19 protein-coding genes are annotated in these 18822 nt (G+C 65.0%); 3 read left to right on the top strand and 16 right to left on the bottom strand.

From position 1 onward, the window contains the following. A complete protein-coding gene (locus ACODTA_RS25395) occupies window positions 1–618 on the top strand; it encodes a response regulator (protein WP_489069938.1) in 618 nt (205 codons plus the stop codon). A gap of 25 nt (window positions 619–643) precedes the next feature. Here ACODTA_RS25395 and ACODTA_RS25390 read toward each other — a convergent pair whose 3' ends face one another. The 15 genes from ACODTA_RS25390 to ACODTA_RS25320 form a co-directional block, all read right to left on the bottom strand. Continuing rightward, a complete protein-coding gene (locus ACODTA_RS25390) occupies window positions 644–1168 on the bottom strand; it encodes an A24 family peptidase (RefSeq protein ID WP_489069937.1) in 525 nt (174 codons plus the stop codon). Further along, window positions 1165–1983, bottom strand: a complete 819-nt coding sequence (locus ACODTA_RS25385; protein WP_489069935.1) for a tetratricopeptide repeat protein — start codon at window positions 1981–1983, stop codon at window positions 1165–1167. The genes ACODTA_RS25390 and ACODTA_RS25385 overlap by 4 nt, the downstream gene beginning before the upstream one ends. Beyond that, window positions 1980–2873 carry a LytR C-terminal domain-containing protein gene (locus tag ACODTA_RS25380; RefSeq protein WP_489069933.1) on the bottom strand — a complete coding sequence of 298 codons (894 nt, stop codon included), beginning with the start codon at window positions 2871–2873 and terminating at the stop codon, window positions 1980–1982. The genes ACODTA_RS25385 and ACODTA_RS25380 overlap by 4 nt, the downstream gene beginning before the upstream one ends. Continuing rightward, complete coding sequence (locus tag ACODTA_RS25375; RefSeq protein WP_489069931.1) at window positions 2873–3844, bottom strand: type II secretion system F family protein; 972 nt, start codon at window positions 3842–3844, stop codon at window positions 2873–2875. The genes ACODTA_RS25380 and ACODTA_RS25375 overlap by 1 nt, the downstream gene beginning before the upstream one ends. Before the next feature lie 4 nt (window positions 3845–3848). Then, window positions 3849–4847 (bottom strand): type II secretion system F family protein, encoded by a 999-nt coding sequence (locus ACODTA_RS25370; protein WP_489069929.1) that lies wholly within the window; start codon window positions 4845–4847, stop codon window positions 3849–3851. Further along, a complete protein-coding gene (locus ACODTA_RS25365) occupies window positions 4844–6226 on the bottom strand; it encodes a TadA family conjugal transfer-associated ATPase (RefSeq protein WP_489069927.1) in 1383 nt (460 codons plus the stop codon). Before ACODTA_RS25365 ends, ACODTA_RS25370 begins: the two co-directional genes overlap by 4 nt. A gap of 3 nt (window positions 6227–6229) precedes the next feature. Next, window positions 6230–7429, bottom strand: coding sequence for a CpaE/TadZ family protein (locus ACODTA_RS25360; protein WP_489069925.1), 1200 nt, complete (start codon window positions 7427–7429; stop codon window positions 6230–6232). 11 nt (window positions 7430–7440) lie between these two features. Then, window positions 7441–8070 carry a TadE/TadG family type IV pilus assembly protein gene (locus ACODTA_RS25355; protein WP_489069923.1) on the bottom strand — a complete coding sequence of 210 codons (630 nt, stop codon included), beginning with the start codon at window positions 8068–8070 and terminating at the stop codon, window positions 7441–7443. Then, window positions 8067–8564, bottom strand: coding sequence for a TadE/TadG family type IV pilus assembly protein (locus tag ACODTA_RS25350; RefSeq protein WP_489069921.1), 498 nt, complete (start codon window positions 8562–8564; stop codon window positions 8067–8069). Before ACODTA_RS25350 ends, ACODTA_RS25355 begins: the two co-directional genes overlap by 4 nt. Continuing rightward, on the bottom strand, window positions 8564–10156 hold the full coding sequence (locus ACODTA_RS25345) for a pilus assembly protein TadG-related protein (RefSeq protein ID WP_489069919.1): 1593 nt from the start codon (window positions 10154–10156) through the stop codon (window positions 8564–8566). Before ACODTA_RS25345 ends, ACODTA_RS25350 begins: the two co-directional genes overlap by 1 nt. A 10-nt stretch (window positions 10157–10166) precedes the next feature. Beyond that, window positions 10167–10454, bottom strand: coding sequence for a hypothetical protein (locus ACODTA_RS25340; protein ID WP_489069917.1), 288 nt, complete (start codon window positions 10452–10454; stop codon window positions 10167–10169). Then, on the bottom strand, window positions 10444–11949 hold the full coding sequence (locus ACODTA_RS25335) for a type II and III secretion system protein family protein (protein ID WP_489069915.1): 1506 nt from the start codon (window positions 11947–11949) through the stop codon (window positions 10444–10446). The genes ACODTA_RS25340 and ACODTA_RS25335 overlap by 11 nt, the downstream gene beginning before the upstream one ends. Then, entirely contained in the window at window positions 11936–12829 is an 894-nt protein-coding gene (gene cpaB, locus ACODTA_RS25330; protein WP_489070012.1) for a Flp pilus assembly protein CpaB, read from the bottom strand. The genes ACODTA_RS25335 and cpaB overlap by 14 nt, the downstream gene beginning before the upstream one ends. A 108-nt stretch (window positions 12830–12937) precedes the next feature. Continuing rightward, window positions 12938–13117, bottom strand: coding sequence for a Flp family type IVb pilin (locus ACODTA_RS25325; protein WP_489069913.1), 180 nt, complete (start codon window positions 13115–13117; stop codon window positions 12938–12940). Between the two features lie 436 nt (window positions 13118–13553). Next, on the bottom strand, window positions 13554–14618 hold the full coding sequence (locus ACODTA_RS25320) for a phosphatase PAP2 family protein (protein ID WP_489069911.1): 1065 nt from the start codon (window positions 14616–14618) through the stop codon (window positions 13554–13556). Between the two features lie 78 nt (window positions 14619–14696). Here ACODTA_RS25320 and ACODTA_RS25315 point away from each other — a divergent pair, with 78 nt between their 5' ends. Further along, window positions 14697–15977 carry an O-antigen ligase family protein gene (locus ACODTA_RS25315; RefSeq protein ID WP_489069909.1) on the top strand — a complete coding sequence of 427 codons (1281 nt, stop codon included), beginning with the start codon at window positions 14697–14699 and terminating at the stop codon, window positions 15975–15977. On the opposite strand, the gene ACODTA_RS25310 is transcribed toward ACODTA_RS25315, so the two are convergent. Next, complete coding sequence (locus tag ACODTA_RS25310; RefSeq protein WP_489069907.1) at window positions 15953–16729, bottom strand: DUF2569 domain-containing protein; 777 nt, start codon at window positions 16727–16729, stop codon at window positions 15953–15955. The two genes, ACODTA_RS25315 and ACODTA_RS25310, sit on opposite strands and share 25 nt — an antisense overlap. Window positions 16730–17059: 330 nt before the next feature. Here ACODTA_RS25310 and ACODTA_RS25305 point away from each other — a divergent pair. Beyond that, a partial coding sequence (locus tag ACODTA_RS25305) for a DUF7507 domain-containing protein (protein ID WP_489069905.1) occupies window positions 17060–18822 on the top strand: 1763 nt, incomplete at its 3' end.

Below are 18822 nucleotides of genomic sequence, written 5' to 3'. Positions count from 1 at the left end.
ATGGCAAGAGTGCTGATCGCCGACGATCATCCGATCTTTCTGGATGGACTCGCGCATTTCCTGAAGAGCCATCAGCATGAAGTGATCTGTTGCTCACGGACCGCGAAGGACGCGATCCTGAAGGTCGAGAGCGAGGCGCCCGACGTGCTGATCCTGGACGTGACGATGAAGGATGGCGGCGGCCTGACCATCCTGTCGGCGGTCCGGGAAGCGCAGAATGCGGTGCCGGCGATCTTCCTGACCGTGGGCATCGCGCCTGAAAAGACGGTGGAGGCGCTGAAGTTGGGCGTGAACGGGATCGTGCTGAAGGAAGGCGATCCGTTCGAATTGCTCAACTGCATTGATATCGTGCTGCGCGGCGAGACCTGGATCGATCCGCGTGTCAGCGAAAAGGCGCTGCTCTACTCGGTGGTCAGCGGCGGCAAGGGCACGAAGGACGGCGCGCTGACCGAGCGGGAACGCGAGATCACGAACCTGATCCGGCGGGGGCTGCGCAATCGCGAGATCGCTCAGCGCTGCGGCCTGACCGAAGGAACGGTGAAGGTGCACCTGCACAGCATCTTCCAGAAGCTGGGCGTGAAATCGCGCGCCGAACTGATCGTCAACACGATGGATTGATCGCCGCGGTCGAAGCTTCGCGCGGTCAACCGCGCTGCGCGACCTTCGCGGGCGCGGCGGGCGCCGCCGGGTTCGGCGTATGCCAGGTCACGCACAACAGGGTGCCTGCGGCGATCGCCAGTCCATAGGGTATCGGGCCGCGCGGCCGAAGCGCGGGTGGCCTTGTGCCGCCGTTCCTGGGCGCGGGGATCATCCGCCGCGCGATGATGAAGGCGAGCGCGAGCACCCCGCCGCCGATCGCGACATAGACGACAAGCGCGAGCCCGCCGGACAGATCGAACCAGAGCATGATCGCGGCGAGCAGCTTGACGTCGCCGCCGCCAAGCCAGTCGCGCGAGAACAGGAATGTGCCGATCGTCAGGCTCAGCGCGAAGAGCAGGGCATTCTCCCACAGATCCTTCTCGATGCCGACGACGGCGAGCCAGATGCCGAACAGCATCACCAGCATGACCGGAAAGATGTTTGAGATCCTGAGCTGCGCCAGGTCCTGGAGCGCCGCGAGGATGATCGTGGCGCAGAAGGTGTAGAGGATCGCGTCCGCGGCGCTCATGGCACCGCCTGGACGAGCGCGAGGTTGGCGGCGGCGCGGGCCGGATAGATATCGGCTGTCGACACCGCCGCGCTCAGATAGCGCGTGGCATGGCTCTTGTCGCCCGCGAGGAACGCGGCATAGCCGGCATTATTGACGCGATCCGCCCAGCGCTCACTGCCCCTGTCGGGGATTTGCGCGATCATGTCCTCTCCCGCCGCCGAACGCGCGATATCGAGATTGTTCGCCGCCCGCAGGTTGCGCGGCGCAAGCCGCGTCGCCTCGCGCAGTAGCGCGATCGCCTCGGCAGGGCGCTTCCGCAGGATCATCGAATAGCCCAGATTGTTGAGGATCTTCGCCTTGTCCGGGCTGGCGGCCAGCGCCTGGCGATAGGCCTCGTCGCTTTCCGCCCAGCGCCCCAGGTAATCGCTGACGATGCCGAGCGCGTTCCAGGCCTTCCATCGATCGGGGCATTGGCGCGTCGTGTTTTCCAGCGCCTCGCGCACGCCTTCCATCCGGTTCAGGCGCAGCGCCGCGATGGCGAAGCCTTCATCGGCGCGGCAATTGCCGGGCGTCTGCCGGCGCAAGGCGACGAAGGCGGAATAGGCGATGTCGTCATGCCGGTCGGCCAGCGCGAGCTCGGCGGTCAGCAGCGGCAGCGCGGCGGCGATCTCCGGCGCGCCGGGATCGGCGCGCGCGATCATCGCCCGCGCCTGTGCCAGCCGCCCGCCCGCGATCGCCGCGGCGATGTCGTCGGTCTGGTTAGGCTCCGCCGCGTTCAGGCCGGTGGCCATCGCGATCGCCGCGCATGCGATGATCGCGCGGGCGCGCATCACAGGCGACGGTCCTTGCGCAACGTCTCGTCGAACCGGATCGCGTTGGCGCCGAGCACGAGGATCATGCGGGCGGCCTGAGGCGAGCTGTAGACCCGCACCCGGAAGGGAAGCGCCGCGATCATCCTGTGCGCATCGTCGCGCAATGCCGGCGGCGCGATCAACCGGGACTGTTCGATCCGCTCGGCATAGTCGCCGGTCTCGACCGCCGGCCAGCCCGATCGCAGCAGATGGCCACGCATCCGCGCCGCCTGACCACGCCGGCCGACCGCGTTCATCACCTTCAGCGGTGCGGCCGCGACGCGGGCGGGCGGCGTCGCCGACGCGAGCGCGGGGCGTTCGGATGGCGTTGGGCGCCGGGCCAGCGCGCGCGGATCGGTGACGAGCAGGGTTTCGGCCATCGAGACGCGTTCGAGGCGGGCCAGCATGCTCTTCGGCGGCACGTCGACGATGTCCATCGTGACGACCCGGCCGCGCGCGACCGGCGCAGCGGCGTCCGAGCCGGCGAACTCAAGGCGCAACGCGGCGGCATCCTCGCGCCGGTCCTGCCGCTCCAGCGATTGCGCCATCTCCTCGCGCAGCGACGGATCGCGCGGCGCGAGCGCGAGCGCGAGTTCGTGATAACGACCGCCCAGATCGAAGCGACCGATCGCGTCATAGCTGGCGGCAAGCCCGCGATAGGCGCCCACATTCTCCGGATCGGCGCGCACCGCCTTGCGGAACGCGTCGATCGCCAGCGCATGTTCGCCGCGTCCGGCGAGCATACGGCCCTGCGCCAATGGCGCGCCCTGTTCGGCGGTCGGAAGCGCGCGGGCCTGAAAGCGTGGTGCCTCCCGCGCGCAGCTTGCCAGCAGCATCATCATGATCGCCAGGCTGGTCGATCGTCCTCGCATCATTGTCCCCCATACAGCGCGGGCAGCAACAGGCGCACCACGCGAATGCCGGCGGGCAGCATGAGCACGCCGATCATCACCGGCAGCATGCAGGCAACCAGCGGAATCGACAGCAGCACGGGCAGGCGATGCGCCTTCTCCTCGGCGCGCATCCGCCGCTTCTCGCGCATTTCCGCGGAATAGATGCGAAGCGTCTGGCCGATGCTCGAACCAAGCTTGTCGGATTGGATGATCAGCGTCGCGAAGGACCTGATCTCGTCGACCTTGACGCTTTCCGCCATGCGGCGCAGCGCCTCTTCGCGGCTTTGCCCGGCACGAAGCTGGAGCACGACCTCGCCGAGCATGCGCGACACCAGCGGATGCGAGATCGCCATCTCGCGCCCGACCCGGTCGAAGGCAGCTTCCACGCCCAGGCCGGCCTCGACACAGACAAGCATCAGATCCAGCGCATCGGGAAAGCCGTTGACCAGTTCCTGCTGCCGGCGCTCCACCTTCGCGGAAAGCCACATATTGGGGGCGTAGAGGCCGAGCAGGGCCAGGCCGGCGCCAAAGAAATAGAGCTTCATCAGCGACAGCGGGTGCTGCGACAGGACCTGCAGCGCGAGAAACCCTGCCGGCAGCACCAATGTGCTGACCAGGCGGACAAGCGTGAACAGGCGCGGCGCCAGCGGCGAGGGGTAGCCCGCCGCGATCAGCTTGGCCCGCAAGCCCTGATTGGTGTCCGCCAGCGAGATGCCGTTCTTCTCGATGGTCTCGACCAGCGTCGTCCAGGCGTTCCGGGTCGCGTGGTTGCGCAGCGACAGGCCCTCGCCGCCGCCCTTGGCGAGCGATTGGGTATCGGCGAGCCGGCGGCGCACGGCCGACCGCGTCGACATCAGGTTGCTGACGAGCAGCACCAGTATCGCGACCGAGACGAAGATCAGCGTCAGCAGGATGCCGCGGGAGACGGGGGGGAGGGCGAGATCGAACACCCCGTCAGACCTTGAGATCGATCATGCGGCGGATCGAGTAGAAGCCGATCGCGTAGAGCAGGATCAGTCCGCCGAAGCCGATGATGAAGGCGGGATCGGCCGCGACGTCCAGATAGAAGCCGGGATTGAGCAGGAACAGGCCGACAAAGGCGAGAACCGGCAGGCTGGTCAGGATCACGGCCGTCATCCGGCCTTCCGAGCTCAGCGCGCGCACCTTCATCAGCATGCTCGCGCGCTCGCGGATCACGCGCGACAGATTTTCCAGGATCTCCGCCAGATTGCCGCCGGTTTCGCTCTGCACGGCCAGGCAGACGACGAACATGTGCATGTCGCGCATGTTCCACCGGTCCGCCATGTTCTGCAGCGCGTCGCGCAGATCCGCGCCGTAGGTGACTTCATCGACGACAATGCCGAACTCGCTGCCGATGGGATCGGGCATCTCGACGGTGAGCAGATCCAGCGCCGCGGCGATCGGATGCCCCGCGCGCAGGCCGCGCACGAACACGTCGAGCGCGGTCGGGAACTGCTCCTCGATGCGCCGCCGCCGCCGGTCGCTGATGCGCGACAGGATCATCAGCGGCACACCGAAGCCGGTTGCCACGGAGAAGGTCGCGATCATGAGGACGGTGCCAGGCGTCATGCCATGACCCGCCAGGCCCGCGAGAACCGCGATCATGACGAACAGCAGGACGACCGCACCGATCATCATCGCCAGCAGCCGCCGTGCCGGTATCGCGAGGCCGGCGCCGTGCAAGGTGCGTTCGATCTGGCGCAGGACCATGCCGAAGGTGCCGGGAATGGCGAATGTGTCGGACTGGTCGCGGCGCAGCTTGTTCAGGATTTCCGACCGGTCGAACCCGCTCGCGATCATCGCGAGCCGTTTGTTGACCGTGCGTTCGGTGCCGGCGCGGCTGCGCAGCCAGCTCAGCACGCCCTCCACCACCAGCAAGGTCGCCGCGAAGATCAGGATCAGCGCGAGGATCCGGAGCGCGGTGAGCGTCATGTGCCGATCACCACGTCAGGCCGGAACAGTTCGACCGGAAGGTGGATGCCGCGATCGGCCAGCTCGTTCATGAATTTGGGCCTGATGCCCGTCGCCTCGAAGCGGCCGAGCACCTGCCCGTCCTCGCCCCGGCCCATGAGCTTGAAGCGGAAGATCTCCTGCATCGAGATCACATCGCCTTCCATGCCAGTCAGTTCGGACAGGCTGAGCAGGCGTCGCCGGCCATCGCCCAGTCGCCCGATCTGGATGATCACGTTGAGTGCCGACGCGATCTGCCCGCGCGCCGAACGTGGCGGAATTTCGATGCCGCTCATGCCGATCATCTGTTCGACGCGCGACAGCGCATCGCGCGGCGTGTTGGCGTGGACGGTGGTCATCGATCCGTCATGGCCGGTGTTCATCGCCTGCAACATGTCGAACGCCTCGCCGGCGCGGACCTCGCCGACGATGATGCGATCCGGGCGCATGCGCAGCGCGTTCTTCACCAGATCGCGCTGGTTGATTTCGCCGCGCCCCTCGATATTGGCGGGCCGCGTTTCCAGCCGCGCGACATGGCGCTGCTGCAATTGCAGTTCCGCCGAGTCCTCGATCGTCACGATCCGCTCATGCGCGTCGATATAGGCGGACATGGCGTTGAGCAGCGTCGTCTTGCCCGAGCCGGTGCCGCCGGAGATCAGCACGTTGCGCCGGGCCGCGACGATGGCCTTCAGGACTTCCGCGATCTCCGCCGGCACGCTGCCGAACTCGGCAAGCTTCGCCATGTCGATCGGGATGCGCGCGAACTTGCGGATCGACAGCAGCGATCCGTCGACCGCCAGCGGCGGCACCACGGCATTGACGCGCGATCCGTCGGCCAGCCGCGCATCGACGAACGGCGAGGATTCGTCGACCCGGCGCCCGACCGCGGCAACGATCTTCTGGATGATCCGCAACAGGTGCTTCTCGTCCTTGAAGCGGACCGAGGTTTCCTCAAGCCGGCCGCCGCGCTCGACGAACACGATATTGTGGCCGTTCACGAGGATGTCGGTGATGCTCTGATCCTTGAGCAGCGGTTCGAGCGGGCCGAGTCCGAGCAGTTCGTCGAGCACGTCGGCGACGAGGTGCTTGCGTTCCTTGTGGTTGAGCGCGTGCTTCTGAAGCGCGAGCTGCTCATGAACGATCTCTCCGACCTCGGCTTCCACCTGTTCGCGGGACATGCCGTCGAGCGCGGAGAGATTGATCAGGTCGAGCAGGCGTTTGTGCAACTCGACCTTCAGATCGATATGGCGTTCGTTGTCGAACGGGCCGGCGGAGGGCGGCGCGGCGCCCTCGATCCGCGACACGCGGTCGGGATCGGTCACGAGATCCTGAAGCGGGCCGGGCTTCTTGATCTGCCACATGGCCTAGTCCGCTCCCTGCTGGATGAGTGCCTGGCAGGCATCGAGGATGTCGCCGATGTCGCGCGAGATCCGGTTCTTCGGCTTGATGTCGTCGAGCAGGACACCCTGATCGAGCGCGGTGCTGACCAGCGGAAAATCATTGGTGATGCTGAACGCGACGGGATGATTGAGCGCCCGTTCCGCATCGGCGAGGTCGATGGTGCGGAAGAGCTTCTTCTGCACGCGATTGACGACGATCTGGAGCCGGCCGTCGACCACGCCCTGGTTGCGGAGCAGGGCGAGCTGGCGCTGCGCCTGGCGGAGGCTGGCGATCGTCAGCTCGACCACCAGCAGGATAACGTCGGAGCGCGCCATCAGCGAGAGCGACCAGTTGGTCCAGTTGCCGGGCAGATCCGCGAACACCATGCGATAGTTGCGTGTGGCAAGATCGACGACATCGAAGATCTGATCGGCGCTCACCGATTCCAGCGGCATGATCTCGGGCGGTGCGGCGACGAGATTGAGCCCCGTCGGCGTTCGCGCCATCACCGAGCGCAACAGGTCTCCATCGACGCGCGCGCCGGCTTCGAGCAGGTCCGCGAGCCCCAATTGGGGTTGTACGCCGAGATAGGTCGCGGCGTTGCCGAACTGCAGGTCGAAATCGAACAGGCAGGTTTCGCCCTGCCTTCGGTTGGCCTGGAGGCTGGCCGCCTGGGTGGCGAGCATGGTGGCCCCGACGCCGCCGACGCTTTTCACGACCGAGACGATATTGCCGTCGGCCCCGCCGTCCTGATGCGCGGCATCGACGACCGCGCGAATGCGTTCGAGCGCGGCCCGCAATTCCGCGCCGGTCAGCGGCAGGGCGAGCACGTCGTTGACACCCGATTGCAGCAGGGCGCGCACGACCGGGATCGATGCGTTGCGCACCGCGGCGACGATCGGCAGCCGGGCATGCGCCGCGCGCAGGGCGGCCAACCGGTTGAGCGACGCATCGGCGCCCGGCTCGACCTCCACCACAAGCACCTGGCCGCGCTCGACGATCTCGTCGGGGATCGGCGCGCTCGCCGGGAGCATGTTCATCGTGACGCCGAAACCCGCGATCTCGCCGGCCGCCATCTCGGCCGCCGTGATCTCGGCGGGCGACAGGATCACCTGAACGCTACCGTCCTCCCTGCGCACGGCCCAGTTGCGCTTGCGGATCTCACCTTTGTTCACAACGCCCACTGTTCTTGTCCTCAATTCGATACATAGCCGGCCCCATCTTCCAGCGTCAGCGTGGCCAGACGGTCGGGGAGTGTAATGCTGCCGCCGAACAGGGTCAGCAGAATTGGTTGAAACTGGATGCCTGACAGGCGGACGGTCACGAAGGGGGCGACATCCGGCCCATTGGGGTCGCCCGCATAGCCCAGGCCCGAATTCGCATATTCGATCTTGACCTTGTTGGCGGTGATCGCCGGCAGGAAGCGGTGCATCCGGGTGACCACGCCGTTGAACGCCGTGCTGTTGACGGGCGTCAACACCGGGCAACTGCCGGTGCAGGCCGGCGAATATGTGCAACTGACCGAACTGCTCGGCTTGGAACAGGTCACGCCAGGAAAGTTCGCCACAGGAACGGGAACGCCCTGACCAAGCGTCGGGCTGAAATCCGCCGTGTACAGGCCGCCGGGCACCATTTCGGTCACCACGGCCATGCGGACGCCCATCTGCGTCGCCTTTTCGGCCTGGTTCCATGTCCACATGAAACGTCCGATATCGATGATGCCGAACAGGAAGAGGATGAGAATCGGCAGCACCATCGCGAATTCGGCGGCGGTGGCGCCGCGTTCACTGCGCGAAGGAAGGAAGCGGGGAAGGGGCTGTCTCATACGCCCATCACCGGCACCTCGGATTCGGCGCGGACGACCAGTCCGGTCGTATCGAAGCCAAGCGAGGAGAGAAGCGAACGATATGGGAATGCGGCGCTCACATGAACGACAGGAACCGACGCCTTGCCATAATAGACGCCCGAATAGGTATGCGCACTATTGTCCGTGCAGGACAGGCTGACGGTGATCGTGGCCGGATTGTTCCAATAGGGAAGGCGCGGCGTGCCTGCGGCCGCCTGTCCGGTCAGCGTGACATTGCGGGTCGCGGTGATCGCGTTCGACGAAACCGTGGACGGACAGGTGTAGTCGGCGAAGCCGCGACGCGATGCGTAGCGCGCGCCGTCTCGCACCGCCTTCACCGCGATGTGATTGTTATAGAAATAATTGCCGAGCTCGAACGCGCCGAACATCAACGCCAACATGATCGGCGTCACCAGCGCCATTTCGACCGCCGCCGTTCCGCCGCGCGCGCGGGCAAGGGTGCGCAGCGCCATCATTCGATCAGATACGGCACGTCGCGCCGGGTGATCTGCCCGCTGCCGCCGCCCTCTCCACTGCCAGAGGCGCCGATGATCTCGATATAGACATCGTTCGCGCTGGTGATCGCGGTGTTGCAACCCGATCCGCTGCTGCATTTCTTGCGGTCGAAGCTTGGTTCGACCAGGAAGACGTCGACGAAGCCGGCGACGGGGATCGTCTTGCTGCCGTTGAGCCCCGTGGTTCTGGCGGCCAGCCGGCAATTGACCGTGGCGGCGGTCACGCGGCGGCGATCGGCGCCGCTGGCGCTGGGCGCGACGCCTGGGAACAGGCACCGGCCCGCCTGTGGCGTGCTATATGCCGCCAATGTCGCGTCGCCGGTGGTGACGCGCGTCGCGAGCGTGGTGTTGGGGGATGCCGCCTCCTGCGCCGCTTCCCACAGATAGACGCCATATCGCGTCACCGAAGGCCCCAGGCCTGTCGTGTTCTGCCAGTCGAGCCCCGGATGATTCGATCTGAAATAGGCGGCGCGGTCCCAGACGCCGTTGCCGATCCGGCCCGCCGTGCAGGCATTGGGGACGACTGAGTGGCAAATATCGCGCGGATGCCCCATGATTTCGGGCGTGACCGTATCGTCAAGTGCCGCATTGGTCTGCGGGCGATATCGTTTCTGCGCGAAATTGGCGGCGGTGGCGGGATTCTCCTCCCAACTGCAGGTGTTCGCCTTGCGCACCAGATCCTTGCGGACATTGGTCGATGGCGAACAGGGGCCTTCCGGGCAGGTCGCATTGCCGTTGCCGTTGGGCGCGAAATCGAAGCGCATGTTGAACGATGCCCGGAACGAGCTCATCTGGCCGGTTTCGGTGTGGACGTTCGTGGTCTGCGAACATTCGGCATGGAGTGCATTGCTCGACAACGCTTCCTTCACCCCGTTCGCGCCCTTGCCAAGCTGATCGAGGAAACCGAAATTGCCCGGCCCCCATTGCTGGCCGCCCTCGATCATCGCGATGCCGGTGCCCGACGCGATATTGACTTCGCGATAGGGGTCTTCGTTGTCGAGCGGTTCGTCCGGACTGCAGATGAAGAAGGGAACCGCGCCGCAAACCGCGCTGCCGACACCCGCATAGGCGGTGGCCGTGATCGGGCCGGAGGAGAAGGCGGCGACGATCGGCGTCAGCGCATAGAAGGCGGTGCGTCCGCCGACGGTGACCTGGACGAATTCGGCATTGGCATCGGTCAGCGCGCCGGTGTCCAGCTTGTCCTTCTGGCTGTAGAAGCGGATCGCGCCCGTCCGGTCGCAGTCGCTTTCATTGGCGATGTTGATCGCCCGGCCCAGATCGTCATTGGCGAAGCGCGTGTCGTTGCTGATCAGGCTGCTGGCTGCCTGGGCCGCGCGCGCGCAGGCGCCGCTCTTGCCGTCGAGCTGGCTCGCGGCGGCGAGCGCGGCCTGATCGGCCGCGCTCTGGAGTTCGCTGTCCATGGTGACGAGCCGCGCATAGTCGAAGGCCAGGCCACCGACCGCGATGAGCGCGAAAGCAGACAATGCAACGGTCGGCGCGACGGCCGCCCTGCTATCGCCGGCTAGGAGCCCGAAGCGGTTTGTGCCCATGTCACGGCCCTCAATTCGGCCCCTGGCCAGAGCCCGAACCGCCGGAACCCTTGGTCGTGGACGTGACGGTCGGCTGCTTGACGCCGCCTTCCTGATATCGCTTGACGGCGGCGGCCGCGCGCTCGCCCGATCCGCCTTCCATCAGCTCGGTTCGGGCCACGGGATCGGGATCGATCGTCTGCAACGCCATGTTGTGGCGGACCGCGCCGCCCATGGTGACGTCGTTGGGCGTGCAGCCTGTCAGCGCCGCCGCCAGCGGCAGCGCGGCAGCGAAAACGATGCGCATCCTATTGGTCATGGCCGGTGGGTCCCGAAAAGCCGGTCTTGGGATCGGCGGATTTTGCCGGTTTTTCCGGCGGTGGCGCGTTGGGATCGAGCGGATTGATGCCAACGGCCTTGTCGGTGCGCCCCATCATGAACAGATCGAGCTCGTGGGGATTGCCGACCCGTTCGGTGGGCAGGCGCGCCTCCCCGGCCGCCATTGGCTGAACGAGGCGGGGCGTGACGATGATGACGAGCTCGGTTTCCTGCTTCTGGAAACCGGTCGAGCGGAACAATGCGCCCAGGATCGGGATCGAGCCGAGCAGCGGAAGCTGGCGCACCGTATCCTGGAAATCGTTGCGTAGCAGGCCGGCGATCGCGAAGGACTGGCCGTCGCGCAACTCGACCGTGGTCTTCGCCCGCCGCGTGAGCAGGCCGGGCACCACCAGTCCGTTGATGGTGACCGAGGCGGACGGGTCGATCGAACTGACTTCCGGTGTCACGACCAGGTTGATGACGCCGTCGTCCAGCACGGTCGGCGTGAAGCCCAGGCTGACGCCGAACGGCTTGAACTCGACGGTGATGCCGTTGTTGCCGCCGCCGCCCGATCCGCCGCCTCCACCGCCGCCCTGGAGCACGGGGATCGGGAATTCGCCGCCGGCCAGGAAGGAGGCGGTTTCGCCGGACAATGCGATCAATGTCGGTTCGGCCAGCGTCTTGACCATGCCCTTGCGTTCGAGCGCGTCGAGCGCGGAGAACAGGTTGAGGCTGCCGATCGTGTAGGATAGGGTGCCGACGCCGAAGGCGTCGCTCAATCCGTCGATCGAGATGATCGGGCTGGGTGCGCCGTCCTTGATCGAGTTGCTGATCGCGAGCGTCGACTTGGTGGAGAGATCGCCGATGCTGCCATAGGTCTTGTTGCCCAGGAAGGAATGGTTGAGGCCGATCTGCTTGCTCGCCTGCCTGTTCACCTCGGAGAAGCGCACCTCCAGCATCACCTGCTGCGACGCGCCGACCGAGAGCATGTTGACCACTTTTTCGCCGGCATAGGTGGCGGCGATCTGGCGTGCACGCTCGACGGCGGGTGCGCTCGAGACGATGCCCGTCAACACCACCGAATCGTTGGAGATGCGCGCGCCGATCTTCTCGTGCGGCATCAGTTCGGAAAGCTGTCGGCGCAGCGTCACCACGTCCGGGCCGACCGCGATGTCGATCACCGCGATCAGCGTGTTGCGCGTGTCGTAGAGCGTCAGGCTGGTCGTGCCGACCTTCTTGCCGAGCACATAGAGCGACGATCCGGTGAGCGGCAGCACGTCGGCGATCTCGGCATTGCCGATCAATGCCTTTGCGAAGGGCCGGTCCGCGCGAAGGATCTGGCTTTTGTTGACGGGCACGTCGAGTTGCCCGGCATGTCGGCCGTCATCCTCCCCGATTGCGCGGACCGGTTGCGCCACGGCGGCGGTTCCCACAACCGCGAAACCCGTCGCGCAAAGCAGCGGCGTGGCGAGGCGAAAGAGTCTAGTTGCCCGCATGACGGCCCACCTCGTAATTGCTGCCGGTCAGGCCGCGAACGACCTCGACCGTCGATGTGGTCTTCGGCGTCGGTTTTGGACGCCGGACGACCGGTTGCCAGGCGGGGGGAGGCGAGTATTGCGGTGTGTAGGCGGGCCCGGCGCTGGTGAAGCCGCCGCCATAGGCGCCGTCGCGAAGATCCTCCAGGCCCACGGTCTGCACCACGGGATTGGTCTGATCCGTCGCGTTGCGCAGGGCCATGCTGAGCGATCCGACCTGTTGGGCGAGCGCGAGCTTCTGGGCATCGACCTGGCTGACCTCCAGTGTCGCCGTCTTGCCCACGCGCGGATCGCTCTTGCCGTCATTGGCGTCCTGATCGATCGCGATGACGCGGATCTTCTGGAGCAGCACGTCGGTGATCTGTTGCGCGGCGGCCGCGCCGTCGCCACCACCACCGGTGGTGCGTGTGATAAGGATATCGACGACATCGCCCGGCAGCACGAAACCGGCAACGCCGGCGACATCGTTCACGCGCACCGCGATGGCGCGCATATCGGGGCGCAAGACCGCCGAAATGGCTGCGCGGCCGCCTTCGCCCGATAATTTGGAAGCCAGTAGCGGCTCATTGACCGCGATCGGGCGCAGCGCGACGCGCGGCTTGCCCATCGGCAGGAGCTGCGGCAGCGAATTGAAGGCGCCCTGTGGAAGCGAGGCGCGGGGCCAGTCGACCAGGCGCACCTTTTCCGCCGTGATCTCCGATCCATATTCGAGCGGTACGCTCGCCACCAGGATCTTCACGGTGCCCTGCACCGCCGCTTCCTGCTTTTCCTGGACGCCGCCCAGAAAGGCATTCGCGACGAATACGGCTGCAAGCCCCAGCATCGCTGCCAGCGCCAACACGATCAATGATCGTCTCTGTGGCAAAGGAACCTCCTCCCCCCGGAGTGTCTATGCCCGGTCGATGGAAAGCCGCCCGTCTCCCGTCGCTTGGGAGACGGGCGAATCCCATCAGCTACCTGAAGTGCTGTTGTTGATGGTATCTGCGGCGCCGCTGATCGCGCCCTTGATCGCGCCCTGAAGGGCCAGAGCGGCACCGGCGATGCCGACGCCAACGATCGCGAGGATCAGCGCATATTCCGCAGCGGACGCGCCGCTGTCGTCATTCCAGAGTTTCTTGATCATGGTCATAGTCTTTACCCCACTGCTACCGGGACCATTCCCGGTCCTTTGTCGCATAGCTGTCCCGGGGCCATCGAACCTCCGCGACACCAGCGACGCCTTTCTGGCGACTGCATGACCGAAGGCTCCGGAGAGCTGCGGGAAAAGGAGGACCCCAATCCCAATCCAAGTCAATCAGTATATTTTACCTTTTTTTAACAATGGGTTGTGAGAGGATTTTGTTAACCATAATCGCTCCGGCCGCAAGAAGTGCTTGTGAAGTGCCCGATTCGCGATACTATAACTTTCGATATAGATCCGCATTCGCAAATACTATATCCAAATCTATCGCGAACTTCGTAACAATAGCGATGAATCATGTGAAATCGTCTATAGCTTTAGTTATGAATCGTGGATGTCGATCCCAAGAATAACTTGGAATCGCGAATCATCAGCGCAAGCAAAGTCAGATCGTTGCGATCTTGTCATGATTCGATTTGTCCAGGAGTTGGATTCGTTTCGCCCACCAGCGCGCGACGAGCCCGCCCATTATCCATAGCGGCGGTGTGGCGAGCAGAGACATATAGCCATCGACAGCATAGTGATAACCAAGGTGAACCGAGCCGATCAGGATCAGGATCAGGAAGGCGGCGGCGGCCAGCCCGATGACGCGCGAATGCCGGAACGCGACAAGCGTGAAGAGGCAGGCGATCGAGACATGCATGGAGGGCATCGCGGAAATGCCGCGTCCAAGGCCCGGCGTGCCCGCCCGTTTCCAGTCGATCAGCGTCTGCTGCACGTCGAGCGCCATCAACGGATGGATGCTGTCCGCGCGGTGGAGATAATCCATCAGCGGGCGGAAATGCGGATCGCCGAAAAAGGTCTCGACAAAGCAGGGGCCGACAGAGGCGAGCCAGGTCGCCATGATCGTGCCCAGGACGATCCAGCATAGCGCGTGGCTGATCAGGAATTGCAGCCGCACCACCGGATTGCCGAGCCACCCATAGATCAGTGGCAGGCCCATGTAGAGCAGCAGCACCCAGAGGTGATAGGCGCCGTTGATCAGGAAACTGATGACCGGATGGCCGAACAGCGGTTGCAGCAGCCGCCACGCATCCTGGCCATGGATCCAGATGTCCATCCGGGTGAAGAGCGGATCGAACCGATAGGGGCTGAAATAGGGGATCGCGCTCTTCGCCGCCGAGAAGCTCGGCATGAAGACGGCGAATGCCAGGAAGACGGGCAATGCAGGTACGAGCCGTTCGAGCAGCCGCATTTCACGGGCGAAGGCGGAGGCGAAGCGAAAGGGCGAGTCCGGGCGTGCGCGCGCCAGCGACCACAGGAACAGTCCGGCAAGCATGATGAAGATGGCGGCGCCATAAAGCGCGATATTGGCGAGGATCGAGCTGGCATCGACGAACGGCAACCCGTTCGCGCGGAATATGCCGGCCAGGACCAGCACATAGGCCAAACAGAGCAGGATCGCCGGCAGGTCGGCGCGCAATCCGTTCCTCAAGTCAGAGATCCGCATCGTCCCCCCAAAGCCGTGCGCTTGCCCCGGCGCGCATAATAGCAGAGGCTTGGCCGGTTCGCACTCGGGGGAGAGCGCATGATCGGGGGATCTTCATCGGGCCGCGTGCTGGCCGCCACGGCCTGGCTGATGGTCGCGGCCACGCCGCCATTGTTCGCACTGTCGAGCTGGGCTGCGATGGCCTGCGCGCCGTCGCTGCTGGGGCCGGTGAACCGCTATTCGCTGCCGGTGCTCGCGGTCGAGATGGCGGTGATCCTGCTCGCGGGTTTCGGGAAGGTCGGGCTTGTCGCGGTGCTGTCCGCGCTCAGCACGCCGGTGCGCCTTCTCCTGATGGCGTTGGCCGGTGTCGCGGCCGGATCCGCGATGTTCGCGGCCGACGTTCCGGCGGCGCTGTTCGGGACCTATATCGCTTTTCTCCACATCCTTTTCGGCCTGGCCGTTCTCGCGCTGCTGAAGGATGGCGCCGCGTCCGAAGCGGGGACACGCCAATGGTGGATTCTTGCCGGCCTGGTCGCCTTTGTGGCGATCATCGCGGTCTATGTCGCGCGGTCGCCGGATATCGGCGATCGGGAATGGTTCTTTTTCAGGATCGCCGCGAGCAATGTGCGGCAGCTCGGCTTCTATTCCGCGGTCGGCGCGCTGGTCGCGCTCGGCGTCTTCGTGGCCGGGCGCGATGGCGCGATGCGCTGGGGTGCGCTGGCGGTTTCCGCCATCCTGTGCGCGTTGAGCTTCTGGTCGGGCACGCGAAGTTCGTTGCTGGCGATCGTGGCGGCGGTTCCCATCGGTCTTCTCATCCTGCCGGAGATCAGGCGTACCCCTGTCCTTGCCGGTCTGTGTGCTTCGTTGCTGGGCGGCATGGCGCTCGTCTGGCCGTTGCCGGCGCCGAGCCCCGACTATGGCGTCGCGCGCATATTCTCGTCCACCCTGGCCGTGCGCGCGGGCGCGGATGTGGCGAGCAGCGGCCGGCCGGCATTGTGGCGCGGCACATTGCGTGAAATCGCCAAGCGGCCATGGTTCGGCCATGGCGAGGGCCAGTTCAGGCGGCAGGTGCCCGAAAGCGGGGGCATCTTCAATCATCCCCACAACATCGTCCTGCAGCTTCTGTTTCAATGGGGGGTGATCGGGACGTTGCTATCGCTGGCGCTCGTCGCGGCTTTGCTCGCCCGGCTGGTCGCGGCGGCGCGCGCGGCCCAGGCCACGGCACTGACTCCATTGCTCGTCGTCACGGGATTGCTTGTCTATTCGCTCTACGAAGGCGCGCTCTTCCATCCCTATCCCATGGCGATGACGGCCTTCATGATCGCCGTGGTCATGAGCCGGGCCGGGATCCCCGATCAGCCCGGCACCCGGCTCCGATAGGTCAGGTTCACGCGGCGCGAGAAGAGCAGATAGGGCAGCCAGATCGCGATGCTGATCAGGGCCTTCTTGCTGTTGCCGTCGAGCAGGCCCTGCAGCGCGGTGGCGACCGCCGGCGGCACATGGGGCACGCCCGCCATCAGCGTCGCGATCGACGACTGGGCGAGCAGGTCGAACGCCCAGACCAGAACCAGGAAGCGCGGGAACCAGGGGACGTGGCGCAGCGCCATGACGAAGGCGACGGCGTAGAGGCTGGTGAGCACCACGACATCCGCGAGCATCAGCATATAGAGCTCGGTCAGCCAGCCCGGCGCGGAGCCGCCCGGCGCGGGCATCGCGGTCAGGAATTCGATGGTGCGGATCGGGATGTTGAGCAGCATGCCGATCAGCAGCGAGGCCATCAGCCCGGCCGCGCCGAACAGCGGCAGGTTGCGCTGGGTGACGCAATCGACCGTCCGCCACGCACCGAGGCGCGCCAGCCGGATTTGCGGCTGGGCGAGCAGTGCGCCGCGCGGAAACCAGTGCAGCGCCAGGAACAGCGACACGATGGGCGCGGCGATGACGAGGAAATAGGGGAGCGTGCTGGCGAACGCCCCGCCGCCCGGCGGCAGCGCGGTCAGTGGCGCGCCGAGCCTGAGCCCGCACAGCGCGCTCACCACCGCGACCCAGATCAGCACAACGCCCCGGATATTGGCCTGAAGCTGGCCGACGATCGCCACGCTCTTGGCGTAGAAACGATTTCTGAGCTGTCCCATCCCGCCTCTACCGTCCTGAGCGGCGATCGTTCCGGCCGCGTGAGGAAGATGCATCCGTAATGGTTAACAAATGACTATGGGGCGTGATTTTGCGATTTCCGGGCGGATATTCGATTGTAGAATAACCAAAGATATATGTCGCCATCGATCAAGATATACTTTCGAATATCGGAAGTAATACCATATGGATTTTTATGGTCCCATACTGATACATCAGTAAATAATCTGCATATCTTCGTCGTCAATTGGATTAAAATCGCGTTAATCGCGAGTCGCATCTCGCCCGGCAACGAACCGGGCTGAAGATCCAGCGTAATCCAGGAGGATGTCATGGCGACAACTTACGACGCAACCGGCTATGTCGAGCAGACCATCGGCGGCCTGATCGTCCACCATCTGACGACGGCGGAGCGTGTCACGTCCGGATCGGGCATCTACGAGCCCTTCCTGCACCAGGATTCGAACGGCCCGTCCTCGATCGGCTATAATTCGGACGAGAACGGCAATCCTCTCGACGTCGGCAGCTCGCAGACCGAGTCGCTGACGCTGTCCGAAATCCCGATCATCTATCGCGGCGGCATCGCCTATTATGAATTCCGGCTGGACGTGAACGAGCCCAACAACGTCAACCGGCAGGTCGCGCTGGAGCAGTTGCGCATCTATACCGCCTCGCGTGAGGCGAGCCTGGCCGACTATAATAACGGCTTCAGCGCGCCCGGCGTGTTCACCACGGTCTTCGATCTCGATGCCGGCGAGGATCGCCGCGTGCTGCTATCCGACGACAGCACCGGCGGCGGCACCGACGACTATGCCTTTTACATCCCGGTCAGCGCGTTCAGTGGCGATCCGGCCGCGACCTATGTCACCTTCGTCAGCCAGTTCGGCCCCAATCCGGATGAGGATGGCGGCTTCGAGGAATGGCGCACCCAGGATGTCGCCAGCATCGATGGCATCAAGTTCGCCGATCTCGACGGCGACGGGGTCAAGGACGCGAACGAACAGGGCGTTGCCGGTTTCACGGTCTATATCGACGCCAACGGCAACAACCAGCTCGACGCCGGTGAAGTCTCCACGGTGACAGGCGCCGGCGGCGTCTTCCATTTCTATGGACTTCCGGTCGGCGAAACCGCCGCGACCATCGTCATCCGCGAGGCGCTGACGCCGGCGCAGGAGGGCGACTGGCTGCTGACCACCGGCGACGCGACCGGCGATCATTCCGTCACCTATTCCGCCGAACAGGCCTATGTCGTCCAGGTCGGCAACATGCCGATCATCAAGGCGATCACGGTCGACAAGGCTGTTGACTCGATCACCGGCGGCACCGTGGACGGCAAGGCGGACAGCGCCGGCGACGTGATCAACTATCTGATCTCCGTGGCCAATGCCGGCAATGTGCCGCTGACCAACGTGACCGTGACCGATCCCAATGCGGATGCCGGCAGCATCACCTATGTCAGCGGAGACGGCGGCGTCGCGGGCGTGCTCGAGGTGGGTGAGACCTGGATCTACTCGGCGACCCATCTCGTCACCCAGGCCGAGCTCGACAGCCGGGGCGGCGGCGACGGCGATATCGACAACACCGCGACGGGCAGCGCCTTCTACAAGACGTTCGAAGTGCAGGGCAGCGATTCCGCTGAAGCACTTCTGGTCTATGATCCGAAGCTGGCGATCGAGAAGGATTTCGTCGACGTCACCAATGCCGATCAGAGCAAGAGCGACAAGGCGGACAAGGCCGGCGATGTCGTCAACTATCACATCACCGTCGCCAATACCGGCAACATCACGCTGACCGGTGTGACGGTGACCGATCCGGCGGCGGACGCGAACAGCATCCAGCGGATCATTCCCGTCCAGCCCTCGGCGTTCGACGACGGCGACAATCTGCTCGAGATCGATGAGATCTGGACCTATTCGGCGACGCACACCGTCACCCAGGCCGAGCTTGACGCGAAGGGCAATGGCGAGGGCGTGTTCGTCAATACCGCGACGGCCGACAGCACCGAGAGCCCACCCGACAGCGACGATGCAGAGACGCCTTTGGTCTATGATCCGAAGCTGGCGATCGAGAAGGATTTCGTCGACGTCACCAATGC

This window comes from Sphingomonas sp. FG14 (genome assembly GCF_057809675.1).
This window is presented reverse-complemented; position numbering and strand designations above follow the sequence as displayed.

Excerpts from the sequence above, each read along its gene's own strand:
- ACODTA_RS25395 (WP_489069938.1), top strand. The coding sequence starts at position 1 with ATGGCAAGAGTGCTGATCGCCGACGATCATCCGATCTTTCTGGATGGA.
- ACODTA_RS25390 (WP_489069937.1), bottom strand. The coding sequence starts at position 1,168 with ATGAGCGCCGCGGACGCGATCCTCTACACCTTCTGCGCCACGATCATC.
- ACODTA_RS25380 (WP_489069933.1), bottom strand. The coding sequence starts at position 2,873 with ATGCGAGGACGATCGACCAGCCTGGCGATCATGATGATGCTGCTGGCA.
- ACODTA_RS25370 (WP_489069929.1), bottom strand. The coding sequence starts at position 4,847 with ATGACGCTCACCGCGCTCCGGATCCTCGCGCTGATCCTGATCTTCGCG.
- ACODTA_RS25365 (WP_489069927.1), bottom strand. The coding sequence starts at position 6,226 with ATGTGGCAGATCAAGAAGCCCGGCCCGCTTCAGGATCTCGTGACCGAT.
- ACODTA_RS25355 (WP_489069923.1), bottom strand. The coding sequence starts at position 8,070 with ATGAGACAGCCCCTTCCCCGCTTCCTTCCTTCGCGCAGTGAACGCGGC.
- ACODTA_RS25350 (WP_489069921.1), bottom strand. The coding sequence starts at position 8,564 with ATGGCGCTGCGCACCCTTGCCCGCGCGCGCGGCGGAACGGCGGCGGTC.
- ACODTA_RS25345 (WP_489069919.1), bottom strand. The coding sequence starts at position 10,156 with ATGGGCACAAACCGCTTCGGGCTCCTAGCCGGCGATAGCAGGGCGGCC.
- ACODTA_RS25340 (WP_489069917.1), bottom strand. The coding sequence starts at position 10,454 with ATGACCAATAGGATGCGCATCGTTTTCGCTGCCGCGCTGCCGCTGGCG.
- ACODTA_RS25335 (WP_489069915.1), bottom strand. The coding sequence starts at position 11,949 with ATGCGGGCAACTAGACTCTTTCGCCTCGCCACGCCGCTGCTTTGCGCG.
- ACODTA_RS25325 (WP_489069913.1), bottom strand. The coding sequence starts at position 13,117 with ATGACCATGATCAAGAAACTCTGGAATGACGACAGCGGCGCGTCCGCT.
- ACODTA_RS25320 (WP_489069911.1), bottom strand. The coding sequence starts at position 14,618 with ATGCGGATCTCTGACTTGAGGAACGGATTGCGCGCCGACCTGCCGGCG.
- ACODTA_RS25315 (WP_489069909.1), top strand. The coding sequence starts at position 14,697 with ATGATCGGGGGATCTTCATCGGGCCGCGTGCTGGCCGCCACGGCCTGG.
- ACODTA_RS25310 (WP_489069907.1), bottom strand. The coding sequence starts at position 16,729 with ATGGGACAGCTCAGAAATCGTTTCTACGCCAAGAGCGTGGCGATCGTC.